This window comes from Umezawaea beigongshangensis, assembly GCF_016464305.1.
GTDB classification, from domain to species: Bacteria; Actinomycetota; Actinomycetes; order Mycobacteriales; family Pseudonocardiaceae; genus Umezawaea_A; species Umezawaea_A beigongshangensis.
The window spans coordinates 15,255-37,057 of the sequence record NZ_JAEIOJ010000018.1; the positions used below are offsets into that span (position 1 = coordinate 15,255).

A 21,803-nucleotide genomic window follows, 5' to 3' on the forward strand; every position below is an offset into this window, starting at 1 on the left:
TCGCCCTAGGCTGCGCCGGAGCGAGCGGACCGAGCGTCGAGAGGGTGCGGCAGGGGCCATGTCATCACCGGAGCACGTGCACGGCGGGGAGATGCGCACCCCACCGCCGACGCACCCCGGTGTGCCCCGCGCGTCGGTGGACCTGAGCCTCGCGCCCCACGCGGCCCCGGTGGACGAGGACGCCCACGAGCAGGCGGAGGGCGAGATCGGTCCCACCGGCCGGCCCCTGCGCCACGTCGACGACCCGCGGCCCGTCGTCCGGCACGGCCCGGCGCAGATCCTCGCGATCTGCAACCAGAAGGGCGGCGTCGGCAAGACCACGTCCACGATCAACCTGGGCGCCGCGCTCGCCGAGTACGGCCGCCGCGTGCTGCTGGTCGACTTCGACCCGCAGGGCGCCCTGTCCGTCGGCCTGGGCGTGCAGCCCCACCACCTGGACCAGACGATCTACAACGTGATCATGGAGCGCTCCGTCGGGGTGCAGGACGTGATCATGGACACCGGCGTGGAGGACATGCACCTCCTGCCCAGCAACATCGACCTGTCCGCCGCGGAGATCCAGCTGGTGTCCGAGGTCGGCCGCGAGCACACGCTGGTCCGCACCCTGCGCCCGGTGATCGACCTGTACGACTACGTGCTGGTCGACTGCCAGCCCTCGCTCGGCCTGCTCACGGTCAACGCGCTCGCCGCCGCCGACGGGGTGCTCATCCCGCTGGAGTGCGAGTTCTTCAGCCTGCGCGGTGTCGCGCTGCTGATAGACACCATCGAGAAGGTCAGGGAGCGGTTGAACCCCAAGCTGGAGATCACCGGCATCCTCGCCACCATGTACGACCCGCGCACGCTGCACTCGCGCGAGGTGATGGCGCGGGTGGTCGAGGCGTTCGGCGAGGTGGTGTTCGACACGGTGATCAACCGCACCGTCCGCTTCCCGGAGACCACGGTCGCCGGTGAGCCGATCACCAAGTGGGCGCCCCGCTCGGCCGGGGCGAAGGCGTACCGGGCGCTGGCCCGCGAGGTCCTGGCCCGCGAGGTGGCCGTCAGGTGACCCGCCGCGCCTCCCTCCCCGGCGCGTCCGAGCTGTTCCGCCCGACCGGTCTCGCACGCACCACCTCGCAGGAACCGCGCGAGGCCGCGCCCGAGCGCGGGGGCAGCGGGCGGCAGAAGCACGACACGAAGATCACCGTCTACGTGTCCGACGAGGAGCTGCTCGCCCTGGAGCGGGCCAGGCTGGAACTGCGCGCCGCGCACGGCCTGGTCGCCGACCGGGGCAGGGTGGTGCGCGAGGCCGTCGCCGTGCTGCTCGCCGACTTCGAGTCCCGCGGCGCGGACTCGCTCCTGGTGCGCGGGTTGCGCCAGGAGAACCAGCGGTGAGCGAACGACCAGGACCGGTGGCGCACGAGGTGGCCGAGGGCCGCTTCACCGTCAAGCTCACCAACTTCGAGGGTCCGTTCGACCTGCTGCTCCAGCTCATCTCGCAGCACACCCTGGACGTCACCGAGGTGGCGCTGCACACCGTCACCGACGACTTCATCGCCCACCTCAGGGGCAGGGGCGAGGCGTGGGACCTCGACGAGACCACCGAGTTCCTCGTCATCGCCGCGACCCTGCTGGACCTCAAGGCGGCACGGCTGCTGCCCGCGGGCGACGTGGAGGACGAGGAGGACCTGGCGCTGCTGGAAGCGCGGGACCTGCTGTTCGCGCGGCTGTTGCAGTACCGGGCGTACAAGCAGGTCGCCGCGCTGTTCGCCGAGCTGGAGCGCGGCGCGCTGCGCCGCTACCCCCGTTCGGTGGCGCTGGAGCAGCGCTTCGAGGGACTGCTGCCCGAGGTGATGCTGGGCGTCGGACCGGCGCAGTTCGCCGACGTCGCCGCCGCGGTGTTCCGCCCCAAGCCGCCGCCGTCGGTGTCGCTGTCGCACCTGCACGTCGCGCGGGTGTCCGTCCGCGAGCACGCCGCGCTGCTGCGCGTCCGGCTCGCCGAGGTCGGCGAGGCCACGTTCGCCGAGCTGACCGCGGACTGCGCCGAGACGCTGGAGGTCGTGGCCCGCTTCCTCGCGCTGCTGGAGCTGTACCGGGAGCAGGTGCTGGCGTTCGAGCAGCCGGACGCGCTGGAGGAGCTGCACGTCCGCTGGATCGGCGGAACGCTGGCGGAGGCACTCGCGCACGGCGGGCCGAGCCGGACCGACGAGGAGGAGGAGGAGTACGGGTGAGCGACTCCGAGACACCGGCCGAGCCCGCCGGGGTGATGTCCACCGAGAAGGACGACACCGAGAAGGACGACACCGAGAAGGACGACGCCGAGAAGGATGTCACCGGAGCGGGTGACGTCGGAGAGGATTCGGCGCTGCCCGACCTGGAGGACGACGCCGAGTTCGAGGGCGCCCTGGAGTCGGTGCTGCTGGTCGTCGACTCGCCCGCGTCGGAGGAACTGCTGTCCTCCGCGCTCGGTCAGCCGGTGAATCGCGTCACGGCGACCCTGCGGCGGATGGCGGACCGCTACACCGGGTCCGGCAGCGGCATCGACCTGCGCAGAGCGGGTGACGGCTGGCGGTTCTACACCCGCGACCGGTACGCGCCGTTCGTGGAGAAACTGCTGCTCGACGGCCAGCGGGCCAAGCTCACGCGCGCCGCGCTGGAGACCCTGGCGGTGATCGCCTACCGGCAACCGGTCACCAGGGCGAGGATCGCCGCGGTCCGCGGGGTGAACGTCGACGGGGTGATCCGGACCCTCGTGGCGCGCGGCCTGATCGGGGAGACGGGCACCGACGGCGAGACAGGTGGCATCCTCTACCGGACGACCGAATTGTTTCTGGAGCGGTTGGGGCTGTCCTCACTGGCGGACCTGCCCCCGATCGCTCCCCTGTTGCCCGAAGTGGATGCGATCGACGATGTCTGAACTCAGTTCCCCGGCCGAGGGTGTGCGGCTGCAGAAGGTGCTCGCGAAAGCGGGCATCGCTTCGCGGCGCGTGTCCGAGGAGCTGATCGACCAGGGGCGTGTGCAGGTCGACGGGAAGGTGGTGCGCGAGCAGGGCCGCCGCATCGACCCCGACAAGGCCGTGGTGCACGTCGACGGCGTGCGGGTGGTGCTGAACGACGAGGTCGTGACGATCGCCTTCAACAAGCCCAAGGGCGTGCTGTCGACGATGCACGACGAGACGCACCGCCCCTGCGTCGGCGACTACCTGCACCAGCGCAAGGAGCGGCTGTTCCACGTCGGGCGCCTCGACGCGGACACCGAGGGCCTGCTGCTGCTCAGCAACGACGGCGAGCTGGCGCACCGCCTGATGCACCCGTCCTACAACGTCAGCAAGACCTACCTGGCCGAGGTGCCGGGGCCGGTCGCGCGCGACGTGGGCAAGCGCCTGCGCTCGGGCATCGTCCTGGAGGACGGGCCGGTGAAGGTCGACTCGTTCAAGCTCGTCGACTCCATGCCGGGCAAGGCGCTCGTGGAACTCGTGCTGCACGAGGGCCGCAAGCACATCGTGCGTCGCCTGCTGGAGGAGGTCGGCTACCCGGTGCAGAGCCTGGTGCGCACGGCGATCGACCAGGTGTACCTCGGCAACCAGCGTCCCGGCTCGATGCGCGTCCTCAACCGGCAGGAGGTCGGCGCGCTCTACAAGGCCGTCGGCCTGTGAGTTCGCGCTGGTCAGCGCCCGAGCGGACAGCGGATTAACCGAGCGGCGATTGTAGTTCCCTCGGTACGCATTGTGTTGACGTCTTTTCCCCCTCTAGGGTGATGCCCGAAAGTCGGGTTTGATCAACTGGGAAGAGGCGTTGCGCGTGCGTGCGCTCACCCGAGGATTACTCGGAGTCGTTGCGTTCCTGGTCGTGTGGGAACTTTTCGGCCGATCTGGCCTGGTCAGCAGCGGTACGCTGCCACCTGCATCAACGGTGTTCGGCCGATTGGCCGAATTGTTGGCCACTGAAGCATTTGTTCGGGTCGTGATAGCCACGTTGTTGGCGCTGCTCATCGTGATCGCTCTGGCGGTGGGAATAGCGGTTCCGCTCGGACTGGTTCTCGGCAGCGTTCCCGCCGTGCGGCACGCCACCAGAGCGGTGATCGAGTTCCTCCGGCCCATCCCGTCCGTGGCGCTGATCCCGCTGGCGGTGGTGGTGCTCGGCATCGGGCCGGAGACCAAGATCACCCTCGCGGTGTACGCGGCGGTGTGGCCGCTGCTGTTCAACACGATCTACGCGCTCGACGAGCTGGACCCGCTGCTCGTCGAGACCGCGCGGGTGTTCGGCGCCGACCGCCTGCGCGTGCTGTTCTTCGTCGCGCTGCCGAGCGCGCTGCCGTTCGTGATCACCGGCGTCCGCCTCGCCGCCACGACCGGCCTGGTGGTGCTGATCAGCGTCGAACTGCTCGTCGGCGGCAGCGGCGGGATCGGCGAGTTCATCATGGTCGCCCGGTCCGGCGCGGGGCGGATGGACCTCGTGCTCGCCGGGACCGTCGTCGCCGGCGTCATCGGCTACCTGCTCAACGAGGCGTTCGAGCGCGCCCAGCGGCGCTGGGTCGGCTGGAGCTCGGTCACGGGGGAGGCGTCGTGAGCGGGTTCCTCCAGCGGTGGGGCGTGTTCGTCGTCCTGGTCGCGCTGTGGGAGGCGGCGGCGCGCTTCGCGGAGGACGCGTACTTCCCGCCGCCGTCGCGGATCGCGGAAGCGGCGGCCGAGCTGTGGTTCTCCGGCACGGCCGACACGCTGTTCCTCACCGACGTCGTGTTCGACCACGTGGTCCCCAGCGTCCAGCGGCTGCTGATCGGCTGGGTGATCGCCGGTGTCGTCGGCGTGGCGCTCGGGCTCGCCCTCGGCCGTTCGGAGCGGGCGATGCAGTACTGCGGGCCGCTGCTGACGTTCATGCGGTCCATCCCGCCACCGGCGCTCGTGCCGGTGTTCCTGCTGATCTTCACGCTGGGCACGCAGATGCAGCTCGCCACGATCGTCTTCGGCATCGTCTGGCCGATCCTGCTCAACACCGTCGACGGGGCGCGCTCGGTCGACCGGACCAAGGTCGAGACGTCCGCGGTCTTCCGCGTCCCCAGGACGCAGTGGATCTTCGGCGTCGTCCTCCCCGCGGCGGCGCCGAAGATCTTCGCCGGACTGCGGGTGAGCCTGTCGCTGTCGCTCGTGCTCATGGTGATCTCCGAGCTGGTCGGCACCGACAACGGCATCGGCGCGCAGATGCTGCTGGCCCAGCGCGAGTTCGAGTTCCCCGACATGTGGGCCGAGATCGTGCTGCTGGGCGTTCTGGGCTACGTGTTCAACACCGTCCTGCTGGCCGTCGAGCACCGCGCACTGGCGTGGCAGCCGAAGCAGGAGCACGCCCCCACCGGCACCACCACCACACCGGCCGCCGTCGCAACGGCAGGAGCGAAGTGATGACGACGATGCTCGAAGTGGCCGACCTCGGCCACACCTACCAGGCGAAGTCCGGGGCGCACACCGCCATCGACGGTCTGTCGTTCCGCGTGGACGCCGGCGAACTGGTCTGCGTCGTCGGCCCGTCCGGCTGCGGCAAGTCCACGCTGCTGCGCACCATCTCCGGCCTGATCCGTCCGACCAGGGGTGACGTCACCCTGCACGGTGACGCCGTGCGCGGCGTGCCGGAGGACCTCGCGGTCGTCTTCCAGGACTACAGCCGTTCGCTGTTCCCGTGGTTGTCGGTGCAGCGCAACGTCGAGTTCCCGCTCAAGCGCACCCTGAAGCGCGCCGAGCGCCGCGCCCGCGCGGCCGAGGCGCTGGATCAGGTCGGCCTGTCCGGCGCGGGCGGCAAGTACCCGTGGCAGCTCTCCGGCGGCATGCAGCAGCGCGTGGCCATCGCGAGGGCGCTGGCCTACCGGCCCGCCCTGCTGCTCATGGACGAGCCGTTCGCCTCCGTCGACGCGCAGACGCGCTTCGAGCTGGAGGACCTGCTGCTGAAGGTCAAGCGGGAGCACGACACCACCGTCGTCGTGGTCACGCACGACATCGACGAGAGCGTGTACCTGGGCGACCGCGTCCTGGTGCTGACGAAGTCACCGGCGTCCGTCGTGGCCGACCTGCCGGTGAACCTGCCCGCGGTGCGGGACCAGATCACGACGCGCGAGGCCGAGGAGTTCGTCGAGCTGCGCGCCGAGGTGGCGCGGCTGCTGAACGTGGGCAAGACGGAGGCGATCACCGCGAAGCGGAGGTCCGACGAGGCGCAGGCCGCGAAGTGGGTCGCCGCCGAGCGCGCCGCCAACCGGGAGAGGGCGGACCGGGAGGCCGTCGCCGACTGAGCGGGTCCGCCTGCTGAGCACGTCCTCGTGAGGGCCTGCCGCGCGTGCTGCGCGCGGCAGGCCCTCACGCGCGTTCTGGGGGCCGTGCGGGCCGTGGCGATCCGGTCCCGGCCGCGGCGGGCACGGCGGCCACGACCGTCCACTGTGTACGATTGTGCTCTTGCAGGTGGACGTCCGAGCAACGACCGTTGCAGGTGGACGGTCGGTGGCACGTGCTCGTGAACGGTGCGGACTGGCGGGGGCGAGCATTCTTCCGCGGTGGTGATCCGGTGCGTCGCGAGTGCGGAACGCGGAACTCGCGGAAACCGGAGCGGGTGTGCGCGCCGCGCCGACGCCGAATGGCGCGGGGTGGTGCCGGCCCGCGCCGGTCGGCACCGAATCCCGTGACGCGCGTCAGATCCCGCGCATTCCTAGACGCCCACGTAGTTCTGGGCGAAGGTCGAGCGGTAGGCCTTGGACTCCAGCAGGTGCTCCAGTCGTGACTGAGCCAGACGGGCGTGGAACGGCTCGGCCGACGTGTGGATCATTCCCGCCATCCAATGCGAGAACTCCTGCGCACGCCACACGCGACGCAGGCACACGTCGGAGTAGCTCTTCAACAGCGATTCGTCACCGCTTCCGTAGTGCAGGGCGAATGCGTCGCCCAGCACGGACGCGTCGTGCAGCGCGAGGTTCATCCCCTTTCCGCCCACCGGCGTGATGATGTGTGCGGCGTCGCCGAGCAGGAAGAGGCGACCGTGGTTCATCGGTTCGACGACGTGACTGCGCATGTCCAGAACGCGCTTTTCCACGATCTTTCCCTCGGTGAGCCGCCAATTCCCCTCGGCCAGCGCCATGCGCGTGTTCAGCTCCGACCACACGCGCTCGTCGCTCCAGTCGTCGGGCGACTCGTCCACCGGCACCTGGAGGTAGTAGCGGCTGACGGTGGCGCTGCGCAGCATGTGGCCGGCGAAGCCGCGTTCGTGCAGCGCGTAGATGACGCTCCTGGTCGACGGCGGCGCCTCGGCGAGGATGCTCAGCCAGCCGATCCCGTGGTGCAGCACCACGTTCGACACCGCTCCCTCGGGGACGCTGCGCCGCGAGACGCCGTGGAACCCGTCGCACCCGGCGACGAAGTCGCAGGTCAGGCTCTCGGCGGTACCGTCGGGGGAGGTCCAGGTGATAGAGGGCCGCTCGCTCGTCAGGTCGTGCAGCTCGGCGTCGGGCACCTCGAAACGCACGTCCCCGCCGCCCGCCAGGAACGCGCCGAGCAGGTCCTTCACCACCTCCTGCTGCGGGTAGATGTAGTGCGTGCGGCCCTCGTAGAGATCCGCGTAGTCCACTTGGAACGGTCGGCCGTTCACCCGGAACTCGCACGAACCGTGCCGGTCGGCCTCGGCCAGCAGGCGGTCCGCCAGGCCGTGACGCTTCAGCGCTTCGACCGACCGGTGTTCCAGAACTCCGGCGCGCGGTCTGGTCTCGATGTACTCCCGCGTACCCCGTTCCAGCACCACGCAGGGAATTCCCGCCTGCTGCAACAGGTTCGCGAGCAGCAGTCCGGAAGGTCCAGCGCCCACAATGCCAACTGCGGTGTTCACCCGTGTCCCCCTAGCTCTAGACAGCCTGTGCAATCATGCTCACCGAAGGTGATTCGTTCACACCTTCGAGTGTCGATCGACTGGGGTTTGCAGAACCACGTCAATCGCTCTGAGTGGATCTGCTGCTTCGTGCGATCGAGCATCCTGCCCCCTCACCGGCTCGAGCTCCAACAGGAGAGTGCCCCCATGGCTCCAAGATCCGGCCGCTCGGCGCGATCGTTCGCCACCCTGCGCGCGATCGTCGGCGGTCTGTCCGCCCTCACCCTGCTCGCCACGGTCTCCGGCTGCGGCATGCTCGGTGGTCCCTCGGCGGAAACCACCGCACCGGCCGAGAGCGGAAACGGTCAGGTCGAGAAGTCGAAGATCACGCTGGGCGTCATCCCCGTGATCGACACGGCTCCGGTCTACATCGCCCAGAAGAAGGGCTACTTCACGGAGGAGGGGCTGGAGGTCAACGTCACGAAGATCCAGGGCGGCGCCGCCGCGATCCCCGGCCTCAAGAACGGTGACCTGGACTTCTCCTTCGGCAACTTCGTGTCGTTCTTCGCCGCGCAGGCCAAGGGCGCGGTCAGCGACGCCGACGGCCTGAAGATCGTCTCGGACGGCTACCAGGCCAAGCCGGAGATGTTCCTGATCCTCGCGAAGGGCGACTCGAACATCAAGAGCGCCAAGGACCTGGCGGGCAAGACCGTCGCCATCAACACCTTCGCGAACATCGCCGAGCTGACCGCCAAGGCCACGCTGGAGACCAACGGCGTCGACCCGAAGTCGGTGACGTTCAAGGAGATCGCCTTCCCCGACATGCAGGCCGCGGTCAAGAACGGCCAGGTCGACGCCGCGTTCATGGTGGAGCCCTTCATCACCAAGGCCAGCCGCGAGGAGGGTCAGGTGACCGTGCTGGACGCCGCCTCCGGTCCCACCGACGGCATCCCGATCGCGGGTTACGCGGCCACCGGCAAGTTCGCCGCGGCCAACCCGAAGACCGTCGCCGCGTTCCAGCGCGCGATGGCCAAGGGCCAGAAGGACGCCGCCGACCGCCCCACGGTCGAGCCCCTGCTGGTGGAATACGCGGGAGTGGACAAGGAGACCGCGAGTCTCGTGCACTTCGGCGACTACCCGACCTCGCTGGACGCCACGCGTCTTCAGCGGGTCGCGGACCTGATGAAGACCTACGGGGCGCTGGAGAACGACCTCGACGTGAAGCCGATGCTGGTCGTGCCCTCGGGCAGCTGATCGGACCAGTTCCGCTGAGCCGTGGGGAGCACGTGGTGCGGATGCACGTGCTCCCCCTGCTCGTTTCCACATCGCGCAGCCCAGACGAAATGGCTCAGCAGCAACGTCGGCGATCGTTTGGTGGAAGACCGTTCGCTGCACGGTTCGACAAGTCCGGTGTTCCTGCTCCGAACGGCGGTATGACTTCGGCTTCTTTTCCTCGAAGATCCACCAGGTTTCTGCACAAATGTTGTTCCACTGGCCGGGGGGCTTGGGGAGTGTGTGACCGTGCGCGGTCAGGGTGACCACGCGTCCGGACCTGATCCGGACCGAGCTAGAAGCTACAACGATGCGGGCGAAGAGTCCGCCGCCCCTCCGTCTCCGTCCACAACGGACGATTCCGGTCGGCAGGTCTCCACGATCAGGGGGGTACGCCGGTGGCGGCTCCGGAACTGGCGACTCCGCAGCAAGCTCGCGGTGGTGCTGCTGGTTCCCGCGCTGAGCACGCTCGCGCTCGCGGGACTCCGCCTGGAGACGCAGCTCGACGACGTCGGCACGTTCGACCGCGTGCAGCGCGAGTTGCAGCTCAGCGCTCAGGCGGCGAAGGTCGAGGACGCGCTCCAGCTGGAGCGCAACGCCGCCGTGGCCTACGTGGCGGGGGGCAGGTCCAGCAACAGCGGTGAGCACGCCGCCAGGGTGGCGAAGTCCGACGCGGAGGTCGGGCGCTACCGCGAGGTCGCCGAGGTGCTCTCCGGCACCAACAGCGCTGTTCGGGAGTCCTACCGGAAGTCGTTGCAGTCGCTGGACGGCCTCACGTCGCTGCGCACCACGCTGCTGACGTCGAAGTACCCGTACCAGTCGGTCATCAGCGCCTACAACCAGGTCCTCGGCGTGCTCAGCCAGGTCCACCGCGCGACGGTCAGCAGCCTGAGCGACTCCGACATCACGCCGCTGGCGCTGTCGGCCCAGGCGCTCTACAGCGCCAAGGAGCAGATGGGCCAGCAGAACGCGATCCTGATCGGCGCGGCGAGGACGGGATCGTTCGCACCGGGACAGGCGGACGCGCTGCGCGCCGCACAGTCCCGTGTGGACGCCGCTCTCGTCGACTACGGCGACGTCACGAGTCAGGCGAACCGGCAGCTCTACCAGGACCGCGTGAGCGGCGGCTCGGTGGACGGCCGCAACGCGTTCATCACGCTGTCGCTGGTCCAGGACGCCGCCGGAGACGAGGTCGCCGCGAACGACACCGAGGTGATGCGGGTCGGCGAGGAGACCACGGGCCTGCTGCGCGGCGTGGCCGACGACGTCGAGCGCCAGGCGGACGCGGCCGCGGTCGCCGCGATCGACCAGGCCCGCACCGACGCCTGGCGCGACGCGGCGCTGGTCGCGCTCGCCCTGGTGCTCGCGTTCGGTCTCATGGCGGTCGTCGCCCGGTCGATGATCCTGCCGCTGCGGCTGCTGCGCCGCACGGCGCTCGACGTGGCCAGGGTCCACCTCCCGGAGGCGATCAAGCGGATCCGGACCCACCGCGACCCGAACCGCGCCGCGGAGGAGTCGGTGGTGCCGGTGCCGGTCGACACGACCGAGGAGTTCGGCCAGGTGGCGCGCGCGTTCGACGCCGTGCAGCGCGAGGCCGTGCGCCTCGCGGTCGAGCAGGTGGCGCTGCGCGCGAACGTCAACGACATGTTCATCAACCTGTCCCGCCGCAGCCAGGCCCTCGTCGAGCGCCAGATCACCGTGATCGACCGGCTGGAGCAGGACGAGCAGGACCCCGACCAGCTCGCGAGCCTGTTCGAGCTGGACCACCTCGCGACGCAGATGCGCCGCAACAGCGAGAACCTGCTGGTGCTCTCCGGCACCACGGTCACCCGCCGCGTCACCAGGCCGGTCCCGATCGCCGAGGTCCTCGGCGCCGCGGTGTCCGAAGTGGAGAAGTACGCGCGCGTGCAGATCGCGCCGGCACCGGAGCTCCAGGTCCAGGGACGCGTGGTCAACGACCTCGCGCACCTCATCGCCGAGCTGCTGGACAACGCCACGGCGTTCTCCAAGCCGACCACCAAGGTCACGGTGCGGGCCGTGGAGACCAGGCGCGGCGAGGTCTCCATCCGCATCCACGACCGCGGTGTCGGCATGCAGGAGTCCGACGTCGTCGAGGCGAACCACCGCCTCGCCGAGCCGCCCGAGGTCGACGTGTCCGTCGCGCGCGAGATGGGCCTGTACGTGGTCGGTCAGCTCGCGAAGCGGCACGACATCACGGTGTCGCTGAGCAACAACGACGACATAGAGGGTGGTGTCACCGCCCAGGTGGTGCTGCCGGCGGTGCTGCTGCACCGCGGCGCGGCTCCCCTCCCGGCCCCGGCTCGCGAGCAGCGCGCCTCCGAGCTCGCCCGGCGTCCGGCACCCGCCGAGGAGACCGGCGCCGGCGTGATCTCGGGTCTGCCCAAGTGGAACCCGGACAGCGCCGTGTCCTCCGGCACCTTCCCGCCGGTGTTCGGCACGGCGGAGGAGGACGGCGGATCGCACCACCTGGTCGAGGAGTCCGATCCCTCCGGGCTGTTCACGGCGCTGGAACCGGTGGAGTCCTCCCCGCTCCCGGTGCGCGGCGGAGCGCCCGACTACTCCTACCCGCCGGCCGAGGAGGTCGACCACTCCTACACGCCCGGTGGGCACACCGGCTCGATGGCGTCGCTGTCGAGCACGACCAGGCAGATCCCGCGCACCGAGGTCGTGCCCGAGCCCCGGCCGGACCCGGCCACCGAGCGGTTGCCGATCTACGAGGACGTGCTGTCCCGCTGGTTCCAGAGCGGCGCGGCCGGAGCCGGGGGGACCACGCCACCCGGCGCTCCCCAGCACGGAGCCCCGGTCGACGGCGCCGGTTCCGCACGGGCCGCGTCGAACGGTCACACCGGTCAGCACGCGGTGATCACCGAGCCCGTCGCCGACGCCCCCCGCGTGCCGCCGGTGCCGCGCTCCGTCGCGCCGCTGCCCGCGAAGCCACCGGCCGCGAAGCCGGTGGACACGCCCGCTCCCCGTCCCGCGGCGGGAGGTGCGGCGGACTGGAGCACCGCTGACTGGGGCACCGCTGACTGGGGCACCGCGGACGACGGCTGGAACGCCGCGGCCAAGGCGCTCAAGACCGAGACCGAGGACAAGACGACCGCGGGCCTGCCCAAGCGCACGCCCAAGGCCAGGCTGATCCCCGGCGCGCTGCCGTCGCCGTCCTCGACGTCGCCGTCCTCGACGTCATCGTCCTCCGCGGCCACGCCGTCCGGCGGAGTCGCGACCGCCACCGCACCCGTGGCCCCGATCGTGGCGCGCGGCCGGTCGGCCGACGCGCTGCGGCAGCGCTTCGCGACCTACCAGCGCGGTGTGCAGATGGGCCGCAGCTCGCTGGAGGACAGCGCGGCGGGCGACCTGCCGCTCTTCCCGGAGTCCCACCGTGAAACACAGAAGGAGCAGGGGTGACCACCGTGACGGGAGCGTCCGAGGAGCTGGAGAACTTCAGCTGGCTGGTCGATGACTTCGTCAGCCGGGTCGCGGGCGTCGCGCACGCGATCGTGGTGTCGGCGGACGGTCTGCTGCTGGCGGGTTCGGAGCGGTTGCCCATCGACCGCGCGGAGCAGCTCGCCGCGGTGGCGTCGGGTCTGGTGAGCCTGAACATCGGCGCCGCTCGCTGCTTCGAGGCCGGTGACGTCAAGCAGACCGTCGTCGAGATGGAGCGGGGCTACCTGTTCCTGATGTCGATCAGCGACGGCTCGTGCCTGGCGGTGCTCGCCGCGCCGAACTGCGACATCGGGCTCATCGGCTACGCGATGACCCGTCTCGTCGAGCGGGTCGGCATCCAGCTGACACCGGAGATCCGCGCCCAGCTGCACGTCTCGATGCGCGGCTGAGGCTGCCGGGACACTGAAGAGAAAGCAGACCTGCGATGAGCGATGGTGTTCCCGGCAGGCCGGGGTCACCCAGCGCCACCACGGCCGTCACGTCGACGAAGATCGTGGTGGCCGGTGGTTTCGGTGTCGGCAAGACGACCTTCGTCGGCTCGGTGTCGGAGATCGTCCCGCTGACGACCGAAGCCGTGATGACCGAGGCGAGCGCGGGGGTGGACGACCTGTCCGCGACGCCGAACAAGGTCACCACCACGGTGGCGATGGACTTCGGTCGCGTGTCGCTCGACCAGGACCTGATCCTGTACCTGTTCGGCACGCCGGGTCAGCACAGGTTCTGGTTCATGTGGGACGACCTGGTGCGCGGCGCGATCGGCGCCGTCGTGCTGGTCGACACGAGGAGGCTGGCCGACGCGTTCGCGTCGATCGACTTCTTCGAGGACAGGGAACTGCCCTACGTCGTCGGGGTGAACTGCTTCGACGGCCTGCTGCACCACCGGGTGGAGGACGTGCGGGAAGCGCTGACGATCGACGCGAAGGTGCCGATCGTGACCTGCGACGCGCGCAACCGGCAGTCCACCAAGCAGATCCTGATCACCCTCGTGGAACACGCGCTGCGTCAACCGACGTTAGTGTGACGGTTCTCGTCGACTCCTGACCGGAACCCACGACTCTTCGGGGGACTTTCAGGCGGAGTTCACCGCGCACCCGTTCGTCGCCGCGATGCTGAGAGGCACGGTCGGCGACGAACGGAGTGCACGGTGGAACGACGGAACTTCTTGCGCGTCGCGGTGGTCGGAGCAGCGGCCGCCGCGTTCGGCGGAGCCTCGTGGCGCGAGGCCCTCGCGGCGGGCGCACAGCCCGGTCCCAGCCCCTACGGCCCGCTCCAGCCGGTCGGCCCCAGCGGTCTGGCGCTGCCGTCCGGGTTCACCGGCCGCGTCGTGGCCCGCACCGGTCAGCGGGTCCCCGGCACCTCCTACACCTGGCACCCGGCGCCCGACGGCGGCGCGTGCTTCGCCGACGGCGACGGCTGGATCTACACGTCCAACAGCGAGGTCTCCAGCACCGGGGGAGCGGGCGCGATCCGCTTCGGCCCCGACGGAACGGTCGTGGACGCCTACCGCACCCTGTCGGGCACGAACGTCAACTGCGCGGGTGGTGCGACGCCGTGGAACACCTGGCTCTCGTGCGAGGAGGTCGACCGCGGACAGGTGTGGGAGACGGACCCGTGGGGGCGCACCGCGGCGGTCGCGCGGCCCGCGATGGGGCGGTTCAAGCACGAGGCGTGCGCGGCAGACCCGGACCGGGGAGTGCTCTACCTGACCGAGGACGTCCCCGACGGCTGCTTCTACCGCTTCCGCCCGACGACGTGGGGCGATCTCGGCAGCGGTGTGCTGGAGGTGCTGTGCGGATCGTCCTCGCAGACCTCGGGGGCCGTCACCTGGCAGCGCGTGCCCGACCCCGACGGCAGCCCCACCGCGACCCGCTCGCAGGTTCCGGCGGCCAAGCGCTTCAACGGCGGCGAGGGCTGCTACTACGCCGACGGGACCTGCTGGTTCACCACCAAGGGCGACAACCGGGTCTGGGCCTACGACGCGGCGTCGAGCACGATCGCCCTGACCTACGACGACTCGCTCGTCACCTCGGGGTCCGCGCCCCTGACGGGAGTGGACAACGTGACCCGCTCCTCCGGGGGCGACCTGTTCGTCGCCGAGGACGGCGGCAACATGGAGATCTGCCTCATCACACCGTCCGGTGTCGTGGCACCGTTCCTGCGGGTGCCGGGACAGAGCGGTTCGGAGATCACCGGACCGGCGTTCACCCCGGCCGGGGACCGCCTGTACTTCTCCTCGCAGCGGGGGACGACGGGGAGCAGCAGCGGCGGCATCACCTACGAGGTCTCCGGACCGTTTCGCCGCTGATTCACAATTGACCGCGGCAACGTTCGGACAATGGTCGCGTTGACGGTCCTCCGGAGTGCCGATACGTTGCGGAGAAGGCGGCCCCAAAACCCTGCACATGTCGGGGCCGTTCTTTTTCCCTGCAACGGTGAGGAGTTCATCGTGCTACTGCGCACAGCAAGGGCGTTCGTCGCCGCCTCCGTGGCGGCGCTCGCGCTGACGGGTCTGCACTCCGGCACGGCCACCGCCGCGCCGCAGCCGCAGGCCGCCGCGGCCAGGACCATCTACTACAACGCTTCCGGCGCCGCGGAGTTCAGGTCGGCGGTCGACCAGGGCGCGGCCATCTGGAACAGCAGGGTCACGACCGTCCGGTTCGTCGCCGGCAGCCCGGCGAACGTCACGATCGTCGCGGACGACGGCTGGCCGCGCGCCCAGACGACGAGTCTCGGCAACGGCCGCGTGTGGATGGGCCGGCAGGCCACGAACCAGGGTTACGCCCCGGTGCGGATCGCGTCGCACGAACTGGGCCACATCCTCGGCCTGCCCGACCGCAAGCCGGGCCCGTGCACCAGCCTCATGTCGGGCAGCAGCGCCGGGGTCGCGTGCACCAACCCCAATCCCAACGCCGCCGAGATCGCCGAGGTGAACGCGAACTTCGGCGGTGGCAGGACCGTTCTCGACTGGCAGCGGGAGTTCGTCGGCTGACAGCCGCGGTGGGGGGAGCTCCGCCCTCTCCCCGTCGCGCCGGACCAGCCGCGCACCACCGCGAGGCGGACCCCGCCAGCTCGTCCGGCCGGTTCTCGCGAACGGGCCGGGGAGAGCGGCAGCGCCCGTTCGCGAGAACACGAACCGCTCAGACGAGGAACCAGTCGGTCACGAACGTCGACGTTCCCGCGCAGCGCAACCGGACCGGTCCCGGCGGTGGCGTGCCCAGCACGAAGAACCCCAGTTCGTCCGCCTCCGTCTCCTCGGCGGAGCCGGTCGCGGTGAGCAGCCGCACGCGGGCCGGGGCGGGAGGCACGAGCTGCCCGGCGATCCCCGCCGCCGTCACCTCCACCTGCACCGACACCCCGTCGGCGTCGAACACCAGCTGCCGGGCGGCCAGCGCCGAGCGGGCCCGGCTCGCCAGCTCCGGGTCCAGCACCGAGTCGTAGCTCGTCAGCAGCAGCAGGTCCGCGTCGATCGTGCGCCACGCGAACGCCGCCCTGCCGGCCTCCAGGTACTCCGGGGGCACCGGACCGGGTCCGGTCACGGCGTCGCGCAGATCCTCCAGCAGCCGTTCATCGCTGTCCCACGCGTGAGGCACCGAGCACACCTCCTCCGGTCTCCGAGGCGTCGACGCACCGCATCACGGCCGGCGTCTTGCGCAGTTTGTCCAGGCAGCGGATGCGGGTCGGGCCGATGCTGCCGATCGGCACGCCGAGCTGTCCGCTGATCGAGGCGTAGCTCGCCGGCGGATCGGCCAGCAGCCGGGACAGCAGGGCCCTGCACTGCTCGGAGAGCTGCGCGAAGCCCTCCCGCAGCGCCTGGCCGCGCTCCGCCGCGACCATGTCCGCGTCCGGATCGTCGACCACGGCGGCCGGCGGCTGCTCGTCGGGGGCCAGCGGGTCGAACAGCAGCGTCCGCTGCTGCAACCGCAGCACCCGCAGGCACTCGTTGCGCGTCGTGGTGGTGATCCAGCCCGGCAGCGCGTCGGGGTCGCGCAGTCGCGAGATCTGCTCGACCAGCCGCAGCCACAGCGTCTGGTTGACGTCCGCGGCGTCCGCCGGTCTCAGCCGGTGCTTGTAGATCACCGACAGCACCAGCGGCGTGTAGCGCTCGACGATCTCGTTCCACGCCCCCTGATCGCCCTCCGAGGCCGCGGTGACGAGCGCGGCCGTCGGCAGTGCACGGGTCACGGCCTCTCCTCCCGTCCAGCAGAGCGGCCTCCGCCGGGCTGCCCCGCGGGGCTGATCGCGCAACGCGCCGAGGTTCCGTCACGCAGTACGGAGCGCGGCGGAGCGCTCCGGATACGTGACGGGTCCCTCGTGTCAGTCCACCAGGACACCGTAACCGGGGAAGAACTCGGAACCGAGGAGCAACTGGTCGCGAGCCTGCGTCGCCGACAGGCCCCCGGTCGTCATCAGCGCCGCGATCCGGCCGGCCACGTGCGGCGCGGCGAACGACGTGCCCAGCCAGTAGGCGTGCAGGTCGAACTGCTCGGGCGCCGGGTCGCCGGGGAGGAACCAGCGGCCCTTCAGGTAGGTGCTCGTGCGGTTGCCGACCGCGCACGCGTCGACCCAGTGCCCGTGGTTGCTGTAGCAGGCGGGGGTGAGGACGCCGTCGAGGTCGCGCGCCACCGCGGCGACCGCCACGACGCGGTCGAACGCCGCGGGCCAGTTCGGGCGGGTCGTGCCCTGGTTGGCCGCCGACGCCACCAGCACGACCTCCTCCGGCACCGCCGCGAGGGCCCGGCGCAGCGGCTCGGAGGCCACGTCGTCCTGGGTGAAGCAGCCCAGCGACATGTTCACCACCCGCACCTGCTCGTCGAACGAGCCGAGCGCCAGCACCAGGCCCTCCTCGTCGCCGATGCCGTTCGGGTCCAGCACCCTCTCCGGGTCGACGCGCACCGCCGGAGCGGCCTGGCGCACCACACCGGCGACGAACGTGCCGTGCCCGCCCTCCAGGGCGAACAGGTCCTCGGTGGAGTAGGCGGCGTCCACCTCGTCGGGGCGCGCGAGGTAGGAGGTGCCGATCCACACGGGGTGGTCGGTCGCGGCCGTGCCGGACATGCCGGTGTCGAGCACGGCCACCGCGACGCCCTCGCCGTCGCCCGCGTGCTCCGGGTCGGGATCGGCCAGCGGCGGGGCGGGGCGCGGCGGCTGGCCGGGGTTGCCGTGCATGTTGCCGCCGTTGCCGATCACCAGGTGGTGCGGCTGGACGTGCGGCACGCGCTCGCCCGGCCACGTCTCCGGGGAGCGGAGCAGCCGCACCACGGTCGGCACGTCGTCGGGGTTGCGCGGCAGCAGCAGGCGCGACACACCCGCGAACCCGCGCCCGCGTTCGACCGCGAAACCGTTCTGCCTCAACTTCTGAATCACCCGTTCGGTGTCTTGCTCGGTGACGAGCAATTGACCCGGCCTGAAGAGGAACTCCCGTCCTCGTTCGGCGTGCAGGCGAATGTTCTTGTCCCGTGCGAGGACCTCGCCAAAAGCTTTGAGGTAAAGCTCGGCGCGATCAGCGGATTTCGACACGACGACCCCACTGCGAGTTGAGGGTGTACGAGAGGTCGATCAACGAGCGCGAGCAAGCTACCACAGCGGCATCACCCGAATAGGTTGAATGTAAAATGCGCTGGTGGCGTCCGTTCCCGTCGTTTCCGCAGCAGCCGCGCTGGACGCCAGGCAGCGCGATCCGCGCGCCGCGGCCGAGGTGGGCCGACGGGCGCTGGTGCTCGCCCGCGCCCGCGGTGACGCGGAGGAGGCGTCCGCGGCGCAGCGGGCGATCGGTCTGTGCCTGCGCGAGATCCAGGACTTCGACGGCGCTCTGCGCCACCTGCGCCGCGCGGTGCGCACGGCCGAGCGGGCGGGATCGCGGCGGTACGCGGCGCTGGCGCGGATGAGCCTGGCGTTCGTGCTGTCCAACACCGGTCGGCACGGGGTGGCGCTGCGGGAGGTCAACGCCGCGGTGCCGGTGCTGCACGGGGTGGACGCGGGACACGCGCGGATGCAGCGCGGGGTGGTGCTGCACTACCTGTGCCGCTACGAGGAGGCGCTGCGCGAGTACAACCACGCCATCGAGGTGGTGCGGCGCTTCGGCGACCGCCTGGTGGAGGCCCGCGCGCTGAACAACCGCGGCCTGCTGCGCGCCTACTGCGGCGGGCTGCGCGCCGCCGACGACGACTTCGCCCGCGCCGCGGAGATCTACAGCGGTCTGGGGCTGGAGCTGGCCAGGGCCGACGTGGTGTGGAACGCGGGGATCTCCGCGACGCGCGCCGGTGACGTGCCGCGGGCGCTGACGCTGTTCGCCGAGGCGGACGAGGAGTACCGGCGGCTGGACGTGCCCCGCTCCGCGCTGCTGGTCAACCGGCTGGAGCTGCTGGTGTCGGTGCCGCTGCTGGAGGAGGCCGGAGCCGCGGTGCAGCGCGCGCTGGTCGACCTGCGCGGACCGGCCCAGGTCCTGGCCAGGTCCGAGGCGCTGTTCCACGGGGCCAGGGTGGCGCTGGCCGCGGGGGACCTGGACCTGGCGGCGAGCAGGGCGGCGCAGGCGCGGGGAGGGTTCCGCCGCGAGGGCCGCGGGGTGTGGGAGGCCAGCGCGCGGCACGTGGAGCTGCGGGCCGCCTACCTCAGCGGCCGGCGCGACACCCGGCTGTGCACCGCCCTGATCGGCGTGGCGGACCGGCTGGACGCGCTGGGCTGGCCGGTGCCCGCGCTGGAGGCGCGGGTGGACGCGGCGCTGGTCGCGGTGGCACTGGGGGCGACGCGGCGGGCCTCGCGGCAGCTGGAGACCGCCGCGCGCTTCCGGCGCGGCGGCCCGGCGGCGCAGCGGGCGACGGGCTGGTACGCCGAGGGGCTGCGGCGCGGGCTGGCCGGTGACGTGCGGGGGTCGCAGCGGGCGCTGCGCCGCGGCCTGCTGCTGCTCGACGAGCACCGGGCGTCGCTGGGCGCCTCCGAGCTGCGGGCGCTGTCCGGTGCGCACGGCAAGGCGCTGGCCGAGGAGGGGCTGCGGGCGGCGGTGACCGCCGGACGGCCGTCGGAGGTGCTGACCTGGGCGGAGAGCTGGCGGGCCGGGGCGCTGCGGATGACGCCCGTCCGTCCGCCGGAGGACCCGCGGCTGGCCGACGCGCTGGCCGAGCTGCGCGTGGTCGCCGCCGACCTGGAGGCCGCGCTGACGAGCGGTCGCGCCACCGGGAGCCTGCGGCAGCGGCAGCTGCGCCTGGAGCAGCGGGTGCGCGAGCTGACCCGCCGGGTCAGCGGCGGCGGGGGCGCGGTGAGCAGACCCCCCACCGTGCGGGCACTCGCCGAGCAGCTCGGCGACGACGCCCTGGTCGAGTTCGTCACCAGCGACGACGAGCTGCTCGCGGTGGTCGTGGTCGCGGGCCGGGCGACGCTGCACCGGCTCGGCGGGGTGGCGGGGCTGGACCGGGAGCTGCGGCTGCTGCGCTTCGCCGTGCAGCGGCTCGTCACGCTGCCGGACGACGTCCCCGGCCGCGCGTCCGTGCGGGCGAGCGCCGAGCACGCCGCCGCGTTGCTGGACGCCCGCCTGCTCGCGCCGCTGGCCCGGCGCGTCGGCGACCGGCCGCTGGTGGTCGTGCCGACGGCGGCGGTCAACGGGCTGCCCTGGTCGGTCCTGCCGTCGTGCCGCGGACGGCCGGTGTCGGTGGCCCCCTCGGCGACGGTGTGGCTGCGGGCGGAGCTGACCGACGAGCCGGAGACGGGACGGCCCGTGCTCGCGGCCGGTCCCCACCTGCCGGGCGCTCCCGCCGAGATCGCCGAGATCGCCGCGATCGGCGAGCGCGGGGCCGGGGCGCGCGTGCTGATCGGCGCGGACGCCACCGTCGACGCCGTCGCGTCCGCGCTGGACGGCGCGCCGCTGGCCCACGTGGCGGCGCACGGCTCGTTCCGCACCGACAACCCGCTGTTCTCCTCGCTGGAGCTGGCCGACGGCCCGCTGACCGTGCACGACCTGGAGCAGCGGGTGCGGACGCCCCCGTCGCGGGTCGTGCTGTCGGCGTGCGACACGGGCCTGTCGGCCGTGCGGCCCGGTGACGAGCTCATGGGGTTCACCGCGGCGCTGCTGGGACTCGGCACGCGGACGCTCGTCGCGCCCGTGCTGCCCGTGCCGACCGAGGTGACGACGCCGCTCGTCGTGGAGCTGCACCGCGGGCTCACCGCCGGGCTCGGCCCCGCGGCGGCGCTGGCCGCGGCGCAGCTCGTCCACTCGGCGGGGGGCGACGACGGCGCGTTCGCCGCCAGCGCGGGGTTCGTCTGCTTCGGAGCGGGCGGTCGGACGCGGGGCGGCGCCGGGCGGTAGACCGGGTCACCGGGTCCGGGCCGCGCCGTCCCCTGGAAGATCCGGTGCCGGGGTGACAGGGTGCGTGCATGGACACGGGATTCGCCGCGGAACTGCTGGCCGTCGCCCGCGAGGAGGCCCGTCGCGGTCTCGCCTCGGGCGGCGTCCCCGTCGGGGCCGCGCTGTTCTCCTCCGACGGGACGCTGCTGGGGCGGGGGCACAACCGGCGGGTGCAGGACGACGACGCGTCCACCCACGCCGAGACCGCGGCCTTCCGCGCCGCCGGTCGCAGGGCGACCTACCGCGACACGATCATGGTGACCACGCTGTCGCCGTGCTGGTACTGCTCCGGGCTCGTCCGCCAGTTCGGCATCCCGCAGGTGGTGATCGGGGAGGCCCGCACGTTCTCCGGCGGCCACGACTGGCTCGCCGAGCACGGCGTGGGCATCACGGTCCTCGACGACGACGAGTGCGTCGCCCTGATGACCGGCTTCGTCTCCGCGCACCCGGAGCTGTGGTTCGAGGACATCGGCCGGGACTGAGCGTTACCGGCCGTTACACCGCGCGGCCCCTCCGGACACGGAGCCGACACGAGCCGGGGCGAGGATCGCCGGGCATGGAGACCTGGTGCCTCGAAGGCGACGCGTTGGTGCTGCGCGAGGGTGTCGCGGCGGTGGAGGTTCCGGCGAGCTGGGCGGGCGAGGTGAGCCACCAGCTCACGTTCGCCGGTCCCCTCGGCCCGATCCTGGCCGTTCCCGGTGGTCGCACCCGCTGGCTGTTCCTCGCCACACCGGACGTCACGGCCGTGCCGGCCGTCCTGCCGCCCGACGTGCGGTGCTGGCAGGGGCCGCGGCGGGTTCCCGCGCCGTCGACCCGCTGGGTCGTGGCACCGGGCCCGCAGCACGAGCGTGCCGAGCGCGGCGCACTGCCCCTGGTCAGCGCGGTGCGCTGCGCCATCCGAACAGTGCGCCGGGCTCTCGTCTGA

At 71.7% G+C, this 21,803-nt stretch carries 21 protein-coding genes; 17 read left to right on the forward strand and 4 right to left on the reverse strand.

Going from position 1 to position 21,803, the window contains the following annotated elements; translation table 11 throughout:
* Nucleotides 1-91: 91 nt before the first annotated feature.
* The 8 genes from IMZ35_RS28140 (at nucleotide 92) to IMZ35_RS28175 (ending at nucleotide 6,250) form a co-directional block, all read left to right on the forward strand.
* A complete protein-coding gene (locus IMZ35_RS28140) occupies nucleotides 92-1,045 on the forward strand; it encodes a ParA family protein (RefSeq protein ID WP_438816914.1) in 954 nt (317 codons plus the stop codon).
* On the forward strand, nucleotides 1,042-1,371 hold the full coding sequence (locus IMZ35_RS28145; RefSeq protein WP_199444233.1) for a hypothetical protein: 330 nt from the start codon (nucleotides 1,042-1,044) through the stop codon (nucleotides 1,369-1,371). Before IMZ35_RS28140 ends, IMZ35_RS28145 begins: the two co-directional genes overlap by 4 nt.
* Entirely contained in the window at nucleotides 1,368-2,207 is an 840-nt protein-coding gene (locus IMZ35_RS28150; RefSeq protein WP_199444234.1) for a segregation and condensation protein A, read from the forward strand. Before IMZ35_RS28145 ends, IMZ35_RS28150 begins: the two co-directional genes overlap by 4 nt.
* Nucleotides 2,204-2,893, forward strand: a complete 690-nt coding sequence (gene scpB, locus IMZ35_RS28155) for an SMC-Scp complex subunit ScpB (RefSeq protein ID WP_307868929.1) — start codon at nucleotides 2,204-2,206, stop codon at nucleotides 2,891-2,893. The genes IMZ35_RS28150 and scpB overlap by 4 nt, the downstream gene beginning before the upstream one ends.
* On the forward strand, nucleotides 2,886-3,632 hold the full coding sequence (locus IMZ35_RS28160; protein WP_229373537.1) for a pseudouridine synthase: 747 nt from the start codon (nucleotides 2,886-2,888) through the stop codon (nucleotides 3,630-3,632). Before scpB ends, IMZ35_RS28160 begins: the two co-directional genes overlap by 8 nt.
* Before the next feature lie 145 nt (nucleotides 3,633-3,777).
* Entirely contained in the window at nucleotides 3,778-4,545 is a 768-nt protein-coding gene (locus tag IMZ35_RS28165; RefSeq protein WP_199444236.1) for an ABC transporter permease, read from the forward strand.
* Entirely contained in the window at nucleotides 4,542-5,372 is an 831-nt protein-coding gene (locus tag IMZ35_RS28170; protein ID WP_199444237.1) for an ABC transporter permease, read from the forward strand. Before IMZ35_RS28165 ends, IMZ35_RS28170 begins: the two co-directional genes overlap by 4 nt.
* On the forward strand, nucleotides 5,372-6,250 hold the full coding sequence (locus tag IMZ35_RS28175; protein ID WP_199444238.1) for an ABC transporter ATP-binding protein: 879 nt from the start codon (nucleotides 5,372-5,374) through the stop codon (nucleotides 6,248-6,250). Before IMZ35_RS28170 ends, IMZ35_RS28175 begins: the two co-directional genes overlap by 1 nt.
* A gap of 410 nt (nucleotides 6,251-6,660) precedes the next feature.
* On the opposite strand, the gene IMZ35_RS28180 is transcribed toward IMZ35_RS28175, so the two are convergent.
* Complete coding sequence (locus IMZ35_RS28180; RefSeq protein WP_307868933.1) at nucleotides 6,661-7,827, reverse strand: 4-hydroxybenzoate 3-monooxygenase; 1,167 nt, start codon at nucleotides 7,825-7,827, stop codon at nucleotides 6,661-6,663.
* A gap of 186 nt (nucleotides 7,828-8,013) precedes the next feature.
* Here IMZ35_RS28180 and IMZ35_RS28185 point away from each other — a divergent pair, with 186 nt between their 5' ends.
* From IMZ35_RS28185 to IMZ35_RS28210, 6 genes are all read left to right on the forward strand, one after another.
* Entirely contained in the window at nucleotides 8,014-9,060 is a 1,047-nt protein-coding gene (locus tag IMZ35_RS28185) for an ABC transporter substrate-binding protein (protein WP_199444240.1), read from the forward strand.
* Between the two features lie 459 nt (nucleotides 9,061-9,519).
* Nucleotides 9,520-12,504, forward strand: coding sequence for a nitrate- and nitrite sensing domain-containing protein (locus IMZ35_RS28190; protein ID WP_307868935.1), 2,985 nt, complete (start codon nucleotides 9,520-9,522; stop codon nucleotides 12,502-12,504).
* A gap of 5 nt (nucleotides 12,505-12,509) precedes the next feature.
* Complete coding sequence (locus tag IMZ35_RS28195; protein ID WP_199444288.1) at nucleotides 12,510-12,932, forward strand: roadblock/LC7 domain-containing protein; 423 nt, start codon at nucleotides 12,510-12,512, stop codon at nucleotides 12,930-12,932.
* A gap of 35 nt (nucleotides 12,933-12,967) precedes the next feature.
* Complete coding sequence (locus tag IMZ35_RS28200) at nucleotides 12,968-13,564, forward strand: GTP-binding protein (RefSeq protein ID WP_199444242.1); 597 nt, start codon at nucleotides 12,968-12,970, stop codon at nucleotides 13,562-13,564.
* A 123-nt stretch (nucleotides 13,565-13,687) separates the two neighbouring features.
* Nucleotides 13,688-14,848: an alkaline phosphatase PhoX gene (locus IMZ35_RS28205; RefSeq protein ID WP_199444243.1), complete on the forward strand. Its 1,161-nt coding sequence runs from the start codon at nucleotides 13,688-13,690 to the stop codon at nucleotides 14,846-14,848.
* Nucleotides 14,849-14,989: 141 nt separating this feature from the next.
* On the forward strand, nucleotides 14,990-15,532 hold the full coding sequence (locus tag IMZ35_RS28210; RefSeq protein WP_307868937.1) for a snapalysin family zinc-dependent metalloprotease: 543 nt from the start codon (nucleotides 14,990-14,992) through the stop codon (nucleotides 15,530-15,532).
* 148 nt (nucleotides 15,533-15,680) lie between these two features.
* Here IMZ35_RS28210 and IMZ35_RS28215 read toward each other — a convergent pair whose 3' ends face one another.
* The 3 genes from IMZ35_RS28215 to IMZ35_RS28225 form a co-directional block, all read right to left on the reverse strand.
* Complete coding sequence (locus tag IMZ35_RS28215) at nucleotides 15,681-16,133, reverse strand: hypothetical protein (protein ID WP_307868938.1); 453 nt, start codon at nucleotides 16,131-16,133, stop codon at nucleotides 15,681-15,683.
* Nucleotides 16,108-16,725 (reverse strand): RNA polymerase sigma factor, encoded by a 618-nt coding sequence (locus tag IMZ35_RS28220; protein ID WP_199444246.1) that lies wholly within the window; start codon nucleotides 16,723-16,725, stop codon nucleotides 16,108-16,110. Before IMZ35_RS28220 ends, IMZ35_RS28215 begins: the two co-directional genes overlap by 26 nt.
* A 132-nt stretch (nucleotides 16,726-16,857) precedes the next feature.
* Nucleotides 16,858-17,907: a S8 family peptidase gene (locus IMZ35_RS28225; RefSeq protein WP_307868940.1), complete on the reverse strand. Its 1,050-nt coding sequence runs from the start codon at nucleotides 17,905-17,907 to the stop codon at nucleotides 16,858-16,860.
* Between the two features lie 256 nt (nucleotides 17,908-18,163).
* Between IMZ35_RS28225 and IMZ35_RS28230 the strand changes: the two genes are divergently transcribed.
* From IMZ35_RS28230 to IMZ35_RS28240, 3 genes are all read left to right on the forward strand, one after another.
* The gene (locus IMZ35_RS28230; RefSeq protein ID WP_199444248.1) at nucleotides 18,164-20,839 is read left to right on the forward strand and encodes a CHAT domain-containing protein; all 2,676 of its coding nucleotides are present in this window, start codon (nucleotides 18,164-18,166) and stop codon (nucleotides 20,837-20,839) included.
* A 68-nt stretch (nucleotides 20,840-20,907) separates the two neighbouring features.
* Nucleotides 20,908-21,360: a nucleoside deaminase gene (locus IMZ35_RS28235; protein ID WP_199444249.1), complete on the forward strand. Its 453-nt coding sequence runs from the start codon at nucleotides 20,908-20,910 to the stop codon at nucleotides 21,358-21,360.
* 74 nt (nucleotides 21,361-21,434) lie between these two features.
* Nucleotides 21,435-21,803: a hypothetical protein gene (locus IMZ35_RS28240; protein WP_199444250.1), complete on the forward strand. Its 369-nt coding sequence runs from the start codon at nucleotides 21,435-21,437 to the stop codon at nucleotides 21,801-21,803.

Coding starts and splice junctions, on each gene's coding strand:
- IMZ35_RS28175 (WP_199444238.1), top strand. CDS start 5,372: ATGACGACGATGCTCGAAGTGGCCGACCTCGGCCACACCTACCAGGCG.
- IMZ35_RS28140 (WP_438816914.1), top strand. CDS start 92: ATGCGCACCCCACCGCCGACGCACCCCGGTGTGCCCCGCGCGTCGGTG.
- IMZ35_RS28185 (WP_199444240.1), top strand. CDS start 8,014: ATGGCTCCAAGATCCGGCCGCTCGGCGCGATCGTTCGCCACCCTGCGC.
- IMZ35_RS28240 (WP_199444250.1), top strand. CDS start 21,435: ATGGAGACCTGGTGCCTCGAAGGCGACGCGTTGGTGCTGCGCGAGGGT.
- IMZ35_RS28235 (WP_199444249.1), top strand. CDS start 20,908: ATGGACACGGGATTCGCCGCGGAACTGCTGGCCGTCGCCCGCGAGGAG.
- IMZ35_RS28160 (WP_229373537.1), top strand. CDS start 2,886: ATGTCTGAACTCAGTTCCCCGGCCGAGGGTGTGCGGCTGCAGAAGGTG.
- IMZ35_RS28200 (WP_199444242.1), top strand. CDS start 12,968: ATGAGCGATGGTGTTCCCGGCAGGCCGGGGTCACCCAGCGCCACCACG.